Consider the following 16,274-nt stretch of genomic DNA (forward strand, 5'->3'; position numbering starts at 1 on the left):
TCATGCTCCCTTTCGCGGTCCGACAAGGCCGAATCCGGCACCTTGCGGATCGAAGCAATGTGCGGAGAACTCTCCGCCTGGAATTTCCTGGACTGGCGAATCGAGCGTCCCGCCACAATTTTCGACCGCGCGCACCGCGCGATCGATGTCGTCGACCCCGAAGAAATAGCTCCAGACCGGCTGCGGGACGTCAGGCATCAGCGGCATGATCGCACCGATTCCTGTTCCGTCATGCTGGATGAAGTTATAGTCGCCCAGTTCGCCCATCGGCATTGAGCCTTCCTGCCGCCAGCCGAACAGATCGCAATAGAATGCGATTGCGGCTTCGGGCTCGCTCGTCTGCAACTGGTTCCAGCGGCAATGTTGTGGCTGTTCGACTGAAAACACATCGCTTTGCGCATCGGGATCGTCTTCAGGCGGAACGGGCGTCATCACATAGAACGGCGCGCCCCACGGGTCCGCCACGAGGGCGAAGCGGCCGACTTGCGGCATGTCGGTGGCGGGCATGTAGACGCTGCCTCCCGCCTTGGTCACGCGCTCCACAGCATCGTCAACGTCAAGCACGTGGATATAGCTGAACCAGCCTGGTTTGGCGCCCTGTGCCTGCATCTCGGGTGTCAGTTCCAGCATGCCGCCATTGGGCTTGCCGTCGCTGCGCATTATGAAGCTGTATTGCGCACCATTGGGGGAAGCCGCTCCGTGGTTTTGAATGTCCCAGCCTATGACCTTGTCATAGAAGGTCTTTGCTCCCGCGCCGTCCGAGGTCATCAATTCGTACCAGATGATCGCACCACTATCGGTCATAACTCAGGCCTCCTTCCATACAATCGGCTCGAACCCGCCGAAGATCATCCGCTTGCCGTCGAATGGCATATCGCTGCCATCGGGATTGCCGAATTGCGTTTTCATCCGCTCGTCATCCATGATTTTGGCATGCCCGGCATCGGCAGCGGCCTTGTCGTCCCACGCGACCCAGGAGAAGACGATCTTCTCGCCATCCTCGCATTTCACGGCGCGGCGGAAATCGGTCGTCTTGCCGTCGGGAACATCCACTTCCCAGCATTCGACCTGCGACTTCGCGCCATAATCCCTGGCGATATCCCAGAACTTCTCCGCCACCTCTCGATAGGCATCCTTGTTGTTCTCGGGTACGGGAATGACGAATCCCTGGATGTACATCTTGGCTCTCCTTTCGATCGCGAATCGCAAACTTGATTTTGATGCAGTGTGTAGTTACAAAAAGCAACTATGAAGTCACAAAAAGTAACTAATGTGGGTTCAGCCGTGCATGGGAAGTGGTACGGCGACGCATGCGGGACAGCTTTCGCGCTCGAACTGGTGGGCGAAAGGTGGTCGCTGCTGATCATAAGGGAGCTAATGCTCGGGCCGCGCCGCTTTTCCGACCTGCGCGCCAGCCTGCCCGGAATTTCGGCCAAGGTGTTGACCGAGCGGCTCGCGAGCCTTGAGGATGCGGCAGTGCTGGTGAAACGCAAGCTGGCGCCGCCGGCATCCTCTCAGGTCTATGAACTGACCGAATGGGGTTATCGCGCAGAACCGGCTATCCAGGAACTGGGCCGCTGGGCCGCGATGTCGAGCGGGCATGACCCGTTGCTGCCGCTATCGCCGGTTTCGCTGATGCTCTCGCTGCGGACGATGTTCGATCCGGCCAAGGCGGAAGGATGGAATGCAACGATTGGTTTCGACCTCGCGGGTGAGACATTCGTGGCGCGCCTTGAAGACGGGAGCCTGCCGATCGAGCGCGGCGATCCGCAATCCGCACAAGCAATCTTTCGCGCACCGGCAGCGCCAGTGATTGCGGGAATGTTTTATGCGGGTGCACCCGTCGACGAGCTTGAGCGCGATGCCGGGCTTGCGATCGAAGGGGACCGCGCGACCGCGCTCCGCTTCGCCGATATCTTCGAACTGCCCGAGAAACTGACCTAGCTTCGGCGCCTAATTCTGGCGGAACGCCCAGCGCAGGGTCTTGCCTACGCCCCATGTCGCGGCGCGTGCGGGGAGCGCAGCCAGGCCAGGCCGGGCAAGGCCAAGCATCGAACGGGCGAAGGGCGGCAGGATGGCTACCGCCTCTGCACCCAGCATCGCCTGCAAGGCTGGCGGAGTTCCCTCGGTCCTCTGAGTCAGCACCATTTGCGCCACTTCGCGCGCCTGAACTGACGTTCGCAAATCGCCGCGGAGCTCGCGGAAGATCTCTTCGGCCTCGTTGCGACTGATCGGGACCGGATCGGCGCCAAGCGCGCGGGCAATTGTGGCGAACTGGCGGTAGTACTCGTCCTGCTCATGTCCCGGCATGTCGGGCCGCGCGTGGCGCATATAGGCAGCGAGGAAGCTGGTCGCCTCGGCCACATGGACCCAGGCCAGCGTGCGCGGATCGGTGGCGGAGTAGGGCGATCCATCGGGCAGTGTCCCGCTTACCTTGGCGTGGATCGCATTGACCCGTTCGATTGCGGCCCTCGCATCGTTGCGGTGGCCAAAGCTTGTCACAGCGATAAAGCGCGCGGTGCGGCGCAAACGGCCATGCATATCCTCGCGGAAGTTGGAATGGTCGAGCACACCCTGGAGCGCATGGGGATGCAGCATCTGCAGCAGCAATCCGCGCATTCCGCCCACCATCATGCCGACGATATCGGCGTGCACCATGCGGATCGGCGAATCGCGCTCGAACAGCGCTTCCTCCGACGGCGGAACAGGCTTCTGGCCGCCTTCGACGTCGTTGAATACGCCGCGTACCTGCATGACGAGCTTTTGCCGCAGCGTTTCGATTGGGTCGGCCATGGCTCCAATATAGGCTGGCGGGCGCTAATGAAAATGTTGGGCTTTGGGCGCTTGCAGCACCACGCGCAGGTGTATAGGCGTGCTGTCACGATGCAGAACCTGATGGAATCCGACTACGACGGTACAGCCAACACGCTGTTCCCAGAGCCCGACACAACGATCGATGTGCGCGACACATTCGGCATCGATATCGATTGGCAAGTGCCTGCGTTCAGCCTGGCGGACGAGCGTGTGCCCCAGATCGATACGGGCTACGTGTTCGATCCGGACACGACGCTCGCGATCCTTGCGGGTTTCGCACACAACCGCCGGGTGATGGTGCAGGGCTATCACGGCACGGGCAAATCGACCCATATCGAACAGGTCGCCGCGCGGCTGAAATGGCCCAGCGTGCGCGTCAATCTCGACGCGCATATCAGCCGTATCGATCTGGTCGGGCGCGACGCGATCGTGCTGCGTGACGGATTGCAGGTTACGGAGTTCAAGGAAGGCATCCTGCCCTGGGCGCTGCAGCATCCGGTGGCGCTGACTTTCGACGAATATGATGCTGGCCGGCCGGACGTGATGTTCGTGATCCAGCGCGTGCTCGAAGCGCAGGGCGCGTTGACGCTGCTCGATCAGAACAAGATCATCACGCCCAACAAATATTTCCGCCTGTTCGCGACGTCGAATACAGTCGGGCTGGGCGATACGAGCGGCCTCTATCACGGCACGCAGGCGATCAACCAGGCACAGATGGACCGCTGGAACATCGTGGTCGCGCTCAACTACCTCGAGGCCGAGGTGGAGCAGGAAATCGTCAAGTCGAAGAGCCCGGAAACGGATGACGCGACCATCGCCAATATGGTGAAGGTGGCCGATCTGACCAGGCAAGGCTTCATGAACGGCGACATCTCGACCGTGATGAGCCCGCGTACGGTGATGACCTGGGCGCAGAATGCGGAGATCTTCAATTCGATCGGCTTTGCGTTCCGTCTCAGCTTCCTCAACAAGTGCGACGAGGCGGAGCGAGTGCTGGTGAGCGAATATTACCAGCGCGTGTTCGGTGAAGACTTGCCCGAAGGCTCGGCCAAGAAGCTCTAAGCCCGTTCAGGCTCCATAAAATTCCTCGCAAATACTGTGTTAATCGAGTAACACAGCAACAATGTTCGCCTGGATCAACCCCTTTCGCCGTTCGAAGGCGGCTGTTCCCGATCGCTTGGGTTCCAGCGGAAGCCGGTCCCATGACTATGGCGACTACGGGGATGCGGACTGGGACGAGGATGATCGCCCTCTCACACGTCACCGGATCGGACCGGCTTACGACGATTGGGACGAGCAGCTGGATCGGATCGACCGGCATGTCGAGGCTGAGGAGCGCCACCGCTTGCCATGGTGGCGGCCCGCCTATTGGAAGGGTCGGCGCAAGCGCTGGTGGGCGGTAAGGCTCATCGCCGGATTGATCGGCTTGCTCATCCTGATCGTGGCATGGCTGGCGGTCACCGCGCCGCTTTCGGCTTCGCTCAAGCCTATCGCGCCGCCGCAGGTCACGCTGCTGGCATCGGATGGCACGCCGATCGCGCGCAGCGGAGCGGTGGTCGACAAGCCTGTCGAAGTGGCCAAGTTGCCCGATCATGTGACCGAGGCGTTCCTGGCAATCGAGGACAGGCGATTCTACGATCACTGGGGCGTGGACCCGCGAGGGCTGGCGCGTGCCGCCTGGTCGAACGCGACGGGTGGGCCGACACAGGGCGGCAGCACGATCACTCAGCAGCTCGCAAAGTTCACATTCCTCACACCCGAACAGACGCTCACGCGCAAGGCGCGCGAGATGCTGATCGCATTCTGGCTGGAGGCGTGGCTGACCAAGGATGAGATCCTCGAGCGCTATCTCTCCAACGCCTATTTCGGGGACAACCAGTATGGGCTGCGCGCGGCGAGCCTGCATTACTTCTATCGCCAGCCCGAAAAGCTGCGGCCCGAACAGGCGGCAATGCTGGCCGGGTTGCTGAAGGCGCCTTCACGGCTGGCCCCCACCAGGAATTACAGCCTGGCCAAGCAGCGGATGCAGGTCGTGATTGGGGCGATGGTCGATGCCGGTTATCTCACGAGGGCAGAAGCGGACCGGATGCGCGCGCCGAAGCTGGATGTGCGGGCCAGGAACACCGTCCCCACCGGCACCTATTTCGCGGACTGGGCATTGCCGATCGCGCGGCAGGATATGGAGCGGAGCTACTCCCGCCAGACAATCACCACTACGCTTGACGCGCGGCTGCAAGGCATCGCCAGCAGGGCCGTCGCGCGCGCTCCCCTGGGAAAGGCGCAGGTGGCGCTGGTCGCCATGCGCCCCGATGGCGAAGTGGTCGCGATGATCGGGGGCAGGGACTATGCGCGTTCGCCATTCAACCGCGCCACGCAGGCACAGCGCCAGCCGGGCTCTACCTTCAAGCTGTTCACCTATCTGGCGGCGCTGGATGCGGGGATGACGCCAGACGACAAGATCGACAACACACCGATCGAGAGCGGCAGCTACAGGCCCAAGAATGCCGGCGGAAACTATTCGGACACAATCACGCTGCGCGACGCCTTCGCGCGTTCGAGCAATGTGGCGGCGGTTCGCATTTTCAACCAGCTCGGCAGCGATGCGGTCATTGCCAAGGCGCGCGAGCTGGGCGTGACGGCGAAGCTGCCGCGCGGCGACCCCAGCCTGGCGCTGGGCACTACGACCATGTCGCTGCTTGAACTGACGTCAGCCTATGCCGGGGTGGCTGGCAATCGCTATCCGGTCGAGCCGCATGCCTTCCCGCTCAAGGAAGAAGGCTGGCTCAACTGGATGTTCAGCGGCGACCACACGATGTCCTCGCGCGAGCATGAGGATATCGAGGAATTGCTGCGAGCGGCGGTCAACCGCGGGACGGGCAGGGCGGCGATGCTGTCCGTGCCCAATTACGGCAAGACCGGCACGACACAGGACAATCGCGATGCGCTATTCGTCGGTTATGCAGGCGATCTGGTGGTGGGCGTGTGGGTCGGCAATGACGACAACTCGTCGCTCGATGGTGTGACCGGCGGCGGCCTGCCGGCGCGCATCTGGAAGGATTTCATGCGCTCGGCCCTGTCGATCGACAAGGCACCGCGGCCCACTGGCAGCCCCGATCCTTCCGGCCCCGTCAAGCCGCTCGACGTTCCGAATCTGGAAGACATTCCCATCGGCGAAGATGGCATCAGCCTGAGCATTCGCGATGGCCAGGTGGTGGTTTCTGGCGCGGAAGGCGGCATTCCTCTGGAGATCGTTCTCGACGGTGACGGGATCAGGCTGGATCCGAGCGAGATCGAACGGCAACTCGAAGCCCTGGGGCAAGACACGCAGCCGGATCGATAGCACCGCAAGGTCGGAAGGCGCGGTCGCCATGCTGTGCTGCAACCGATCCCTGGCAGAGCCCGCTTTCGCTTCAATTCTCATCAAGTTGTCCATCGTTTGAACGCCTTGAGATGCCGTTCAGTCCCTTTGTGTCGATCTGCACCGCCATAACTACCAGAAATCCAATAACTATTTGTAGTTAAAGAGTTTTAACTTAGTTGTACTGCATGAGCTCGTCACTTTTCCGGCCTGCGTCTGGCGATCCTGCCGGCGCAGTTCGGATGGAGACCAGCACATGAATTTACCTCAACTGGACCTTGCCAGCTTGCCAGGACTGGACATTGCAACAGGCGTTTTCGGCAGTATCGCTCCGGGTACTGGACCTTATGACGACAAGATCGTCGCGATCATGGTCTATGTCTATGAAACCACCCCGGTTACCTCTCTGGTCTGACCGGCAAGCGATGCGGATCGATCCTCAATTGAAGGCGCTGCGGAGTGATCGTGCTTCGCAGCGCCGCATCCAGGCAGAGATGGATTCTGCCAAGGCGGCGTGGCGCAAATTGCCTTCGACCGCGAAAATTCTTGCAGAAATACAGGGCTATGCGGGCGGCGAGCCGCTGGATCGGCTCGACGGACTTGCCGAACTGTTGCGGAATGCCGACGCCGCAAACGGCTTTGTCGCGGCTTGGACCAAATGCATGGCACGGGTTTTGCGGCGCAATCCACTGGGCCAGATTCCCTTTCAGCAAAGTTCCTCCCCCGGATTTGTCATCATGCAGATCGTCGCGAACGGTCCGGTCTCGCTGTCGCTTCTCAGCTATGCGCCGCGGCCAGGTTCGGGAGTTCCGTCGAGTGCGAGTTTCGCCGACCGCGAACAGGACGAAATCGTGCTGGCAGGCGCGGCGAAGGGTTGGATGCATGGCATAACAGACCTGACGAAGGAAAAAGCCAAGCTTGCGACCAGCGAGCACTATTGGTCCGCAGGGGATTGCATTCGTACCGTTGCGCAAACTCAGTCGCGCCAGATTTTCGAGGTCGAAGGGCACTTCACATTGTTGCAGCTCGTTCGCCATGCCTCCGATCCCCGGCCTACGCGCGAATATGCGCTCAACACCGGCGCGCTCATCCATCAGGCCTGCGCCGACAAGCGCACGAGCCAGGTGGAGATGGCGCTGGCGGTGCTGGGTGAAATGCGCCGGAGGGATGCGCTTCCTGCAATCGCAGACCTAGCAAAATGCGGGCCGGATCACTTGCGTTGGGAGGCCGTTCGCCATGCATTGGCTCTCGATCCGATTAAAGGTGTTTCATTGCTGTCGGAGATTGCAGGCGCTCCGCATGATGAGCTTCGTATTCCCGCCAGTCGCCTGCTGGCGAAGCTTGCCGACGCGCATCCGCAACTCTTCCCATCCCCTCAATCCTTCGGAGAAAGCAGGACACCATGCCCCGTTTGATCCACGCTATTTCGGACGAGATCTGCCAATTGGAGGAATGCATCTCCGGTCTGGCTTCAATCAATTTCGATCCTTCCTGCGAGGAACGTCTTTCGGCGGCGGCGCTGTGGTTGCGCAAGCTGAACAACAACCGGACCTTCCTCGGCGATATGCTGATCGATCAGCTCAAGTTGCAGCATCGCAATCCCGCGATCGAGAGCGGCTACGGCCCGCAAGCCGTTGTGCTTGGCCCCATGCATGACGACGTGTTCCTGCGGGCTAATATCTGGCCATCGGAACGCGACCAGTGCTTCCGGGCGAGCGGCGGCCAGACCTTCGTTTACGGCGTCCCGCACGATCACAACTTCTCCTTCCTGACCAGCGGATATCTGGGCCCGGGCTATCGCAGCGACTATTACGAATACGATTATGAGGCCGTCGCGGGATATGAAGGTGAGAAGCCCCGGCTGCGCTTCATCGAGCGTGGCGGGCTTCAGCAGGACGAAATCGCACTCTACCGCGCGCATGTGGACATCCACAGCCAGATCCCGCCCGAAAGCCTCTCGGTTTCGCTCAACATCATGCATGTCGATCCCGCGCAGGCGTGGTTCGATCAATATGGCTTCGACTTCGAGGCGGGTTCGATCACGCGGGTACTGAGCCCCAACTCGACCGAAGTTTTCCTGCGCGTGGCGGTTGCAACGGGCCATCGCGAAGCGCTCGATCTGGCCGAGCAGTTCGGCAGAAGCCATCCGAGCGACCGATTGCGGCTGGCAAGCTACCAAGCGCGCTCGTTGCTGCTGAGGTGCAACGCAGATCGCGATGATCTTTGGCGCGAGGCAGAGCTGTCAGGATGTTTGATGCTGGCGGAAACGGCGAAAGGGAAGCGGGCGGAATTGGCTTCCTAGAACGCACTGCCCGCGAGCGCATCGATGGCACCTTGCAGGATGACGGCTGCGGCATGGCTGTCGATTCGCTCGGCCCGCTTGGCCCGGCTCATGTCTTGCCCGATCATCGCCGCTTCGGCGGCCTGGGTTGACCAGCGCTCGTCCCACAGCAGCACCGGCAAACCAAACGCTTCCGCCAGATTTCGGGCATAGGCGCGGCTCGCCTGAGCGCGTGGCCCTTCGCTGCCATCCATATTGCGCGGCAGCCCGATTACCATGCCGGCAATCTGGCGCTCATCGACCAGCGTGCGCAGGGCATCGCGGTCACGCCCCCATTTGCCGCGGGACATTGTCTTGCCTGCAGTCGCAAAGCGCCAGCCTGCATCGCAAGTCGCTATTCCTATGGTTTTGGTGCCGAGATCGAGCCCCATCAGCACGCCCCCGCCTGGCAGGAGCGAGCGAAACTCCGCAGCGCTGTCGGTGATCAGCGGCTTTGCGTCCATGCGTCCACCCGTGCGGCTACGTCCGCCTGCACATTCCGCCAGAACAGCGGGATATCATAAACGTGGTAGTTGTTCCCCGGCAGCACATAGTTGCCCATCTCGGGTGGCTCGCCAATCAGAAGCAGCCCGCGCGCGTCACAACGGGCGGGCACGGCCTGCGGGACCAATTCGCCATCGGCCAGGCTGCTATTGGGTACGAGCGTGCCCAGATTGCTCTCGCGGCCAGCTTCCCCGCCGATCGTGCCGGTCAGGGGATTGCTGCAAAGCATCGGGCTGTCGCCGCGTTGCTCGCCGTCGAATCCGGTCGAATTGGAATAGGCGTCGATCAGGTCCACAGGGTCGGCAGGTTCGGCAAAGCTCGACCAGCTCATGACGCAGCCATATTGCCCAGGGGTAGCGCAGGCGGGCAAGCCCAGCGCAGGCAGATCATGCTCGACCGAAACCGGCCAACCGACGATATAGACCGCCGCGATGCGGCTTGAGAGCGGTTTGTCCTGCGCCTCTTCACGCAAGAGCCGGAGCAGATGCAGCGAACCCTGGCTGTGGCCTGCGAGAACGATAGGGGTGTCCTTCCCAACGGTGTTGAGAAAGAAAGCGAAGGCCTGCGCCACATCGGCATAGGCAGCATCGATCGCCTTCTCTCCTTCGGGCTTGTCGGTCAGGAAAGCGCCGAATGTCGCCTGGCGATAGCGCGGTGCCCAGATTTCGTTGGCCTGGTTGAACGGGCTGGCCATGGCACGCAGGTATAGACGCGCCAGTTCCTCCGAATCCTTGTCCCCGATCGGAGCGTTCCAATTGGCGCTTTCGAAATAGCTGGTCGGATGCACGAAGAAGACGGCGAAATTGCCGTGCGACGGGTCTGCCGTTTCGGACAATGTGCGAACTTTTCCGCGCGTTGCCGGCTGCCAGCGCGCCGGATCGTCCAGCCCGATTCCCGGGCGAGAAAACCATAGCGCCGGGTCCTGATAGGCATTGTCTTCGAGCGGTGCCTGTTCGGCAAACTCGCTGCTCGGAACGAAAGTGAACTCGGCGATTTCGCGCGACCAGATCCGCAGCACGATCAGCGCTGCGATAACCAGGACAATCAGGATTGCTACGAAATAGAGGAACTTGCGGGCCATGGCTGCGCGTTTCTCCTCTCTCTCCGCTTGCCTATTTGCCCTCGGCCCGACGCGAGGCGATCTCTGCCTTCGCGGGCCGTAAGGTTGTCCAGGCGCGATCTGGCCGCAAGCTCGTAAACCAGCTGATCGGATTCAGTGTGGTTGTACCATCGAGCGAGAATGTGATGAACTCTGCGCGTCCGCCAATGTTCTCGAGCGGGACAGGACCTCCAAGGCCCTTGTCCATGATCGATGCGCGGCTGTCTGCCGAATGATCACGATTGTCGCCCATCACGAAGACGCTGCCTTCGGGGACGGTGATCTCGTCGTAGTCGTCGAGATCGCGATCCAGGTGATCGATAATCAGATAGCTCGCGCCGTTAGGCATGGTCTCGCGATAGGTCGGCGGCTCATAGAACTGTTGGCCGTTGGCTTCGCGCACTCGATACTGATTGAAAGCGGAAAGGCAGGGTGTGCCATCGCAAAGCAGCGAAGGCTCAACCGGAATGCGTACAGGCGGCACCACTTCCTGCGGAACGGGCTTGCCATTGAGGATGATCTGACCGTCTTTCACCGCAATCCTATCGCCCGGCAACGCGACGACGCGCTTGATGTAGTCCTCGTCGCGATCGGGATGCACGGGAATCACGATGTCGCCATATTCGGGCGTTGCAGGCCAGACGCGCCAATCGCTGCGCGGCAGCAGGTGAAAACTGGCGGAAGCCCAGGACCAGCCATAGGGATATTTGCTCACCACCAGCCTGTCACCGACATAGAGCGTCGGCATCATCGAGGTCGAAGGGATGTAGAAAGGCTTGGCGATCAAGCTGTGGAACGCCAGCACCGCCAGCAGCATCAGGGCCAGGCCCCGAATTTCGGCGATCCAGTTAACTTTCTCGCCCGATTTGTTTTTCTTGCTTGTCACGTCGCCTGTGCCGGTCAGTGTGTTCATAATGGGCGCGCCTCGATAATGACGTAGGCCTGCGCCCATGGGTGATCGTCAGTTAGGGTGAGATGAATGAGCGCCTCATGGCCGTGCGGCGTCAATTCTGCAAGCCGCTTTGCCGCGCCGCCGTCCAGTGCCAGCGTCGGAGCACCCGAAGGCGCGTTGACCACGCCGATGTCCTTCATGAACACCCCGCGGCGAAAACCGGTGCCCACGGCTTTGCTGAACGCCTCTTTGGCGGCGAAGCGCTTCGCGTAGGTTCCGGCGATGGTGAAGGGGCGCCGCCGCGCCTTGGCTCGCTCGATGTCAGTGAAGACGCGCAGTTCGAACCGCTCGCCGAAGCGGTCGAGCGAGTTCTGGATGCGCTCTATATTGCACAGGTCGGAGCCGAGACCGATGATCATTTTTTTGCCTTCTTCTTGGCGCGCTCTACGAGTTCAGGAATCCCGCCGGAGCGAACTTCATTGAGAAGATCATCGCGAAGCCGTTGAAGTGTTTTGCCCAACAAGTTCTGACCGAGCCATTTGTTCGGATTCCTTGCATCGGCGGCGTCCGCGGCAAGACCGATGCCCCAGATAGTGTCGACGGGGCTCGCTTCTGCCAAAGTAGTTCCCTCAGTGTCGAGGAGCAATTGAAGCAGATCACGATGCGTTGTGAACTTGGCGCGGTTGCCGCGATAGACAATTTCACATGCGACCGAGTCCCACTCGTCTTGGCTGAAACCGCGCACCCGGCGCCCCAATGCTTTCTGGGTTCCCGGATCGCGAGCTTCGAGGATCTGTGCCCTCGTTTGCTCATCACCAAAAACACGTGCCTTTTCAGCCATCATATATTGTTCGGCTGTATTGTAATATTGCCCATCAATCGTGAAGGGGCTGTTGTGCCATTGTGAGAACGGTCCGCTCCAAAAGAAGGTGAATTCCTCTTCGCTCACCTCACTTCATCCATCAAAACGCGCATGCGCCGCACGGCGGCTTCCAGTCCAACGAATACCGCTTCGCCGACGAGGTAGTGCCCGATGTTGAGTTCGGCGAGCTGCGGGATCGCCGCGATCGGCTGGACATTCTCATAGGTCAGCCCGTGGCCCGCATGCGGCTCGATCCCGTTCTCGGCTGCCAGTGCTGCCATGTCTGCGATTCGCTGGAACTCGCGTTGGGTGCGGTCGCTGTCGCCGTCGAGATGCGCATGGGCATATTCACCGGTGTGAAATTCGACCACCGGAGCGCCCAGACGCAGTGCCGCATCAAGTTGGCGCTCGGTCGCTTCGATGAACAGGCTCACGCGAATCCCGGCCTCCGAGAGGCGCGAAACCACTGGGGCAAGCTGGTTGTGCAGCCCGGCAGCGTCGAGCCCGCCCTCGGTCGTGCGTTCCTCGCGCTTTTCGGGAACGATGCAGGCGGCATGCGGCTTGTGGCGCAGGGCGATTGCCAGCATTTCCTCGGTCGCAGCCATCTCAAGGTTGAGCGGCAAGTCGGTCGCAGCCTGGATGCGGGCAATGTCTTCGTCGCGGATATGGCGCCGGTCTTCGCGCAGATGTGCGGTGATTCCGTCGCCCCCAACGCTGGCGACGATCTCGGCGGCGCGAACGGGATCGGGATGGTCACCGCCGCGCGCATTGCGGATCGTCGCGACGTGATCGATATTGACGCCGAGGCGTAGTCTGCCTTGGGGCAGGCCGGGATCGAATGTGCTGGTCACATCAACTCCTGCTGCCCGGCTTGGTCACGGGAATCGCGGCCAGTTCAGGGGGCAGTTCGTCTTCGTTATAGCTCGGGAAGCTGATCGCGATGAGGGGGAAATATGGCACGCCCAGGTCGACTTCACCGGCCGAACGGTCGATAAGCGACACTTCTGCTACGACTTCACCGCCTTCGCGCCCGACCGCTTCGATTGCCTCGCGACTCGAAAGCCCGGTGGTCACTACATCTTCGACCATGAGTACCTTGGTGCCGGGTTCCAGCGAAAATCCGCGGCGCAAGTGGAAGGTGCCTTCGGGCCGTTCGAGGAACATTGCGTCCTTGCCCAGCGCACGCCCCATTTCGTGCCCGATGATGAGGCCGCCCATCGCCGGGGAGACTACGGCTTCGATCTGGCTGCGAATCTCGCGCGGGATCTTCTGCGCCAGCGCGCGGGCGAGATTTCCGGCTCGCTCCGCATTCATCAGCACGCGTGCACATTGCAGGTAATGGGCGCTATGCCTGCCTGATGAGAGCTTGAAGTGCCCTTCGAGCAGGGCACCGCAGTTACGGAATTCGGACAGCACTTCTTCTTCGTTCATTGCGAGATCTTTTCCACTCGTTTGCGCTGATTCTGGGGCGAACTCGCCGCCATGGACAATTTTCTCCCTAGAAGCGCTTGAGGCAGTGGGCAAGCGGGCCTATAGGCGCGGCAAACTCGGCGCAGTGCTGGGTGGGTCATCGCGCCTGTGTGGTATTCCTTGGCGAACGCCACGCAGGACATGAAAGCAGAGAAGCGGAAAGCGTCAGACTGATGATTTTGGGGCAAACCCTTAAACGGGCACACTATCTCTTCGCAGTTCTTGCCATTGCAATGCTGTTGGCAATCGCACCGCGCGCCGCGATGGCGCAGGATGCAACAGAAACCCCGGCGGCCGAAGAAGCCGCTGCCGCCGCTCCGGCCGGTTATGTGCCGATGGCGCCGACAGAGGGTAAGGGCATGCCGGTTTCCGGCAACTGGTTCTTCCAGGATCAGTATTCCCCCAAGGGCCATGACGCATTGTGGATGCACGATGTATTTCTGTTGCCGGTCATCACCGTGATCAGCCTGTTCGTGCTGGGCCTCCTGCTGTTTGTGGTGGTGCGCTATAACAGGCGGACGAACCCCAATCCGTCGCGTACGACACACAATACGATGATCGAAGTGGTGTGGACGCTGGTCCCCGTCCTGATTCTGGCCGTGATCGCCTATCCTTCGCTCAAGCTGCTGCAGAGCCAGTACGAATCGCCGCCGGAAGATGCGGTGACGGTCAAGGTCACCGGCTATCAGTGGTATTGGGGCTATACCTATCCCGACAATGGCGATTTCGAGGTGATCTCGAACATGCTCGATGAAGCCGATGCGCTGGCGCGCGGTGAGCCGCCGCAGCTGGGTGTGGATAACCGCATGGTCGTGCCCGCAGGCGTCCCGCTGCGCATCCAGACCACGGCAGCTGACGTGATCCACTCCTTCGCCGTGCCGTCACTCTGGTTCAAGCTCGACGCAGTGCCGGGTCGCCTGAACGAGCGCCTGCTCACGATCGAGGAACCGGGCGTTTACTACGGCCAATGCTCCGAACTGTGCGGCGCGCGCCATGGCTATATGCCGATCGCGGTCGAAGCTCTCCCGCGTGACAAGTGGGAACAGTGGGTTCGCGAGCAGGGCGGAACGGTTGGCGGCGCAGAAGAAGCCGCCGCAACCGAAGCGACTGAAGCGACCGAAGAGGCTCCCGCGGAAGAATCCGCCGAAGCCGCGACCGCCTGAACGAAATCCTATCTGAGAGTAACTGAACGATGGCCACCACCGCAGAAGGTTTCGACAGCCCGGCACACGGGCACCATGACGATCACGCGCATGGGGATCACAAGCCGGGCTTTTTCGCCCGCTGGTTCATGTCGACCAATCACAAGGATATCGGCACGCTGTACCTGATCTTCGCCGTCATCGCGGGGATCGTGGGCGGCGCCATGTCGGGCGTTATGCGCGCCGAACTTGCGCAACCCGGCATCCAGTACCTGGGCTGGTGGGTCGAATTCTTCGGCGGCGAAGCGAGCATGGATACGAACCTCCACATGTGGAACGTGTTCATCACTGCGCACGGCCTCATCATGGTGTTCTTCATGGTCATGCCGGCCATGATCGGCGGTTTCGGCAACTGGTTCGTGCCGCTGATGATCGGCGCACCAGACATGGCCTTCCCGCGCATGAACAATATTTCGTTCTGGCTGACTGTGGCCGGCTTCCTCAGCCTCTGCTTCTCGCTTTTCGTGCCGGGCGGCACGGGTCTGGGCGCGGGCACCGGCTGGACGGTCTATGCACCGCTCGCGACGTCGGGCTCGGTCGGTCCAGCGGTCGATTTCGCGATCTTCTCGCTCCACCTTGCGGGTGCGGGCTCGATTCTGGGCGCGACAAACTTCATCACCACCATTTTCAATATGCGCGCACCGGGCATGACGCTGCACAAGATGCCGCTGTTCGTCTGGTCGGTTCTGGTCACCGCATTCCTGCTTCTGCTGGCGCTGCCGGTGCTGGCTGCTGCGATCACCATGCTGTTGACCGATCGCAATTTCGGCACGACCTTCTTCGATCCTGCCGGCGGTGGTGACCCGATCCTGTACCAGCACCTGTTCTGGTTCTTCGGCCACCCTGAAGTCTACATCATGATCCTGCCGGGCTTCGGCATGATCAGCCAGATCGTCGCGACCTTCTGCAAGAAGCCGGTGTTCGGCTATCTCGGCATGGCTTACGCCATGGTCGCGATCGGCGTGGTCGGCTTCATCGTCTGGGCGCACCATATGTACACTGTGGGCCTGGACGTGAATACGAAGATGTATTTCACCGCAGCCACCATGGTCATCGCCGTTCCGACCGGCGTGAAGATCTTCAGCTGGGTCGCCACCATGTGGGGCGGTAGCATGGAGTTCAAATCGCCCATGGTCTGGGCGCTGGGCTTCATCTTCCTGTTCACCGTTGGCGGCGTGACCGGCGTCGTGCTTGCCAATGGCGGCATCGACGACAATCTGCATGACACCTATTACGTGGTGGCACACTTCCACTACGTGCTGTCGATGGGCGCTGTCTTCGCCTTGTTCGCGGGCTTCTATTACTGGTTCCCGAAAATGAGCGGCAAGATGATGAACGAGTTCCTCGCGCATCTGCACTTCTGGGTGTTCTTCGTGGGCGTGAACATCATCTTCTTCCCGCAGCACTTCCTGGGGATGCAGGGCATGCCGCGCCGCTACCCGGACTACACTCCGGCATTCGAATACTGGAACTCGATTTCCAGCTTCGGCTATGAGATCGTCTCGGTCTCTGTACTGATCTTCTTCGCGAACCTGGCCTATGCATTTGTCGCCGGCCGCAAGGCTCCGGACAATCCGTGGGGCGAAGGCGCGACGACGCTGGAATGGACGCTGTCCAGCCCGCCGCCGTTCCACCAGTACGAAACGTTGCCGGTTATCGAAGAGCATCAGGACTATCACGATCACCGCCAGGCGACGGCTTGATCGGATAGGGGCCCTTTGAATTGAAAGGGCCAGAGGTTCATATCCGGGGG

At 61.0% G+C, this 16,274-nt stretch carries 18 protein-coding genes; 8 read left to right on the forward strand and 10 right to left on the reverse strand.

The annotated features are described in order from the left end of the window. Together ACQY6C_RS05185 and ACQY6C_RS05190 are read right to left on the reverse strand one after the other, a co-directional pair. On the reverse strand, positions 1-804 hold the full coding sequence (locus ACQY6C_RS05185; RefSeq protein ID WP_427965713.1) for a VOC family protein: 804 nt from the start codon (positions 802-804) through the stop codon (positions 1-3). 3 nt (positions 805-807) lie between these two features. Next, complete coding sequence (locus ACQY6C_RS05190; protein WP_427965716.1) at positions 808-1,179, reverse strand: DUF1428 domain-containing protein; 372 nt, start codon at positions 1,177-1,179, stop codon at positions 808-810. A gap of 69 nt (positions 1,180-1,248) precedes the next feature. Between ACQY6C_RS05190 and ACQY6C_RS05195 the strand changes: the two genes are divergently transcribed. Further along, the gene (locus tag ACQY6C_RS05195) at positions 1,249-1,944 is read left to right on the forward strand and encodes a winged helix-turn-helix transcriptional regulator (protein WP_427965719.1); all 696 of its coding nucleotides are present in this window, start codon (positions 1,249-1,251) and stop codon (positions 1,942-1,944) included. Positions 1,945-1,953: 9 nt separating this feature from the next. Here ACQY6C_RS05195 and ACQY6C_RS05200 read toward each other — a convergent pair whose 3' ends face one another. Next, positions 1,954-2,793: an oxygenase MpaB family protein gene (locus ACQY6C_RS05200; protein WP_427965722.1), complete on the reverse strand. Its 840-nt coding sequence runs from the start codon at positions 2,791-2,793 to the stop codon at positions 1,954-1,956. Between the two features lie 90 nt (positions 2,794-2,883). Between ACQY6C_RS05200 and ACQY6C_RS05205 the strand changes: the two genes are divergently transcribed. The 5 genes from ACQY6C_RS05205 to ACQY6C_RS05225 all read left to right on the forward strand — a co-directional run bounded on the left by ACQY6C_RS05205 (position 2,884) and on the right by ACQY6C_RS05225 (position 8,474). Next, positions 2,884-3,876, forward strand: a complete 993-nt coding sequence (locus tag ACQY6C_RS05205; protein ID WP_427965725.1) for an AAA family ATPase — start codon at positions 2,884-2,886, stop codon at positions 3,874-3,876. Between the two features lie 61 nt (positions 3,877-3,937). After that, positions 3,938-6,154 (forward strand): transglycosylase domain-containing protein, encoded by a 2,217-nt coding sequence (locus ACQY6C_RS05210; protein ID WP_427965728.1) that lies wholly within the window; start codon positions 3,938-3,940, stop codon positions 6,152-6,154. Between the two features lie 274 nt (positions 6,155-6,428). Next, entirely contained in the window at positions 6,429-6,587 is a 159-nt protein-coding gene (locus ACQY6C_RS05215; RefSeq protein ID WP_427965731.1) for a hypothetical protein, read from the forward strand. A gap of 10 nt (positions 6,588-6,597) precedes the next feature. Then, positions 6,598-7,587 carry a hypothetical protein gene (locus tag ACQY6C_RS05220; RefSeq protein ID WP_427965734.1) on the forward strand — a complete coding sequence of 330 codons (990 nt, stop codon included), beginning with the start codon at positions 6,598-6,600 and terminating at the stop codon, positions 7,585-7,587. Beyond that, on the forward strand, positions 7,575-8,474 hold the full coding sequence (locus ACQY6C_RS05225; protein ID WP_427965737.1) for a transposase: 900 nt from the start codon (positions 7,575-7,577) through the stop codon (positions 8,472-8,474). The genes ACQY6C_RS05220 and ACQY6C_RS05225 overlap by 13 nt, the downstream gene beginning before the upstream one ends. Here the strand turns inward: ACQY6C_RS05225 and ruvX are convergent. From ruvX to pyrE, 7 genes are read right to left on the reverse strand one after another with little or no spacing between them, the layout of a single operon-like run. Next, entirely contained in the window at positions 8,471-8,956 is a 486-nt protein-coding gene (gene ruvX, locus ACQY6C_RS05230) for a Holliday junction resolvase RuvX (RefSeq protein WP_427965740.1), read from the reverse strand. The two genes, ACQY6C_RS05225 and ruvX, sit on opposite strands and share 4 nt — an antisense overlap. Beyond that, positions 8,938-10,077: a DUF3089 domain-containing protein gene (locus tag ACQY6C_RS05235; protein WP_427965742.1), complete on the reverse strand. Its 1,140-nt coding sequence runs from the start codon at positions 10,075-10,077 to the stop codon at positions 8,938-8,940. Before ACQY6C_RS05235 ends, ruvX begins: the two co-directional genes overlap by 19 nt. 31 nt (positions 10,078-10,108) lie before the next feature. Further along, positions 10,109-11,008, reverse strand: a complete 900-nt coding sequence (lepB, locus tag ACQY6C_RS05240; RefSeq protein ID WP_427965745.1) for a signal peptidase I — start codon at positions 11,006-11,008, stop codon at positions 10,109-10,111. Further along, positions 11,005-11,406 carry a holo-ACP synthase gene (gene acpS, locus ACQY6C_RS05245; protein WP_427965748.1) on the reverse strand — a complete coding sequence of 134 codons (402 nt, stop codon included), beginning with the start codon at positions 11,404-11,406 and terminating at the stop codon, positions 11,005-11,007. Before acpS ends, lepB begins: the two co-directional genes overlap by 4 nt. Then, entirely contained in the window at positions 11,403-11,936 is a 534-nt protein-coding gene (locus ACQY6C_RS05250; protein ID WP_427965751.1) for an NADAR family protein, read from the reverse strand. Before ACQY6C_RS05250 ends, acpS begins: the two co-directional genes overlap by 4 nt. Further along, entirely contained in the window at positions 11,933-12,700 is a 768-nt protein-coding gene (locus ACQY6C_RS05255) for a pyridoxine 5'-phosphate synthase (protein WP_427965754.1), read from the reverse strand. Before ACQY6C_RS05255 ends, ACQY6C_RS05250 begins: the two co-directional genes overlap by 4 nt. A gap of 1 nt (position 12,701) precedes the next feature. After that, positions 12,702-13,280: an orotate phosphoribosyltransferase gene (pyrE, locus tag ACQY6C_RS05260; protein WP_427965757.1), complete on the reverse strand. Its 579-nt coding sequence runs from the start codon at positions 13,278-13,280 to the stop codon at positions 12,702-12,704. Positions 13,281-13,492: 212 nt separating this feature from the next. On the opposite strand from pyrE, the gene coxB reads away from it, so the two are divergent. Both coxB and ctaD read left to right on the forward strand, forming a co-directional pair. Continuing rightward, on the forward strand, positions 13,493-14,482 hold the full coding sequence (gene coxB, locus ACQY6C_RS05265) for a cytochrome c oxidase subunit II (protein ID WP_427965760.1): 990 nt from the start codon (positions 13,493-13,495) through the stop codon (positions 14,480-14,482). 29 nt (positions 14,483-14,511) lie between these two features. Beyond that, positions 14,512-16,224 carry a cytochrome c oxidase subunit I gene (gene ctaD / locus ACQY6C_RS05270; protein ID WP_427965763.1) on the forward strand — a complete coding sequence of 571 codons (1,713 nt, stop codon included), beginning with the start codon at positions 14,512-14,514 and terminating at the stop codon, positions 16,222-16,224. Positions 16,225-16,274: the final 50 nt, after the last annotated feature.

The sequence above is a fragment of the Altererythrobacter sp. genome, from assembly GCF_050299635.1.
Lineage (GTDB): Bacteria > Pseudomonadota > Alphaproteobacteria > Sphingomonadales > Sphingomonadaceae > Erythrobacter.

Bases quoted from the DNA above. Each gene is read 5' to 3' on its own strand.
- ACQY6C_RS05185 (WP_427965713.1), bottom strand. From the start codon at position 804: ATGACCGATAGTGGTGCGATCATCTGGTACGAATTGATGACCTCGGAC.
- ACQY6C_RS05190 (WP_427965716.1), bottom strand. From the start codon at position 1,179: ATGTACATCCAGGGATTCGTCATTCCCGTACCCGAGAACAACAAGGAT.
- ACQY6C_RS05195 (WP_427965719.1), top strand. From the start codon at position 1,249: ATGAAGTCACAAAAAGTAACTAATGTGGGTTCAGCCGTGCATGGGAAG.
- ACQY6C_RS05200 (WP_427965722.1), bottom strand. From the start codon at position 2,793: ATGGCCGACCCAATCGAAACGCTGCGGCAAAAGCTCGTCATGCAGGTA.
- ACQY6C_RS05205 (WP_427965725.1), top strand. From the start codon at position 2,884: ATGCAGAACCTGATGGAATCCGACTACGACGGTACAGCCAACACGCTG.
- ACQY6C_RS05210 (WP_427965728.1), top strand. From the start codon at position 3,938: ATGTTCGCCTGGATCAACCCCTTTCGCCGTTCGAAGGCGGCTGTTCCC.
- ACQY6C_RS05215 (WP_427965731.1), top strand. From the start codon at position 6,429: ATGAATTTACCTCAACTGGACCTTGCCAGCTTGCCAGGACTGGACATT.
- ACQY6C_RS05220 (WP_427965734.1), top strand. From the start codon at position 6,598: ATGCGGATCGATCCTCAATTGAAGGCGCTGCGGAGTGATCGTGCTTCG.
- ACQY6C_RS05225 (WP_427965737.1), top strand. From the start codon at position 7,575: ATGCCCCGTTTGATCCACGCTATTTCGGACGAGATCTGCCAATTGGAG.
- ruvX (WP_427965740.1), bottom strand. From the start codon at position 8,956: ATGGACGCAAAGCCGCTGATCACCGACAGCGCTGCGGAGTTTCGCTCG.
- ACQY6C_RS05235 (WP_427965742.1), bottom strand. From the start codon at position 10,077: ATGGCCCGCAAGTTCCTCTATTTCGTAGCAATCCTGATTGTCCTGGTT.
- lepB (WP_427965745.1), bottom strand. From the start codon at position 11,008: ATGAACACACTGACCGGCACAGGCGACGTGACAAGCAAGAAAAACAAA.
- acpS (WP_427965748.1), bottom strand. From the start codon at position 11,406: ATGATCATCGGTCTCGGCTCCGACCTGTGCAATATAGAGCGCATCCAG.
- pyrE (WP_427965757.1), bottom strand. From the start codon at position 13,280: ATGAACGAAGAAGAAGTGCTGTCCGAATTCCGTAACTGCGGTGCCCTG.
- coxB (WP_427965760.1), top strand. From the start codon at position 13,493: ATGATTTTGGGGCAAACCCTTAAACGGGCACACTATCTCTTCGCAGTT.
- ctaD (WP_427965763.1), top strand. From the start codon at position 14,512: ATGGCCACCACCGCAGAAGGTTTCGACAGCCCGGCACACGGGCACCAT.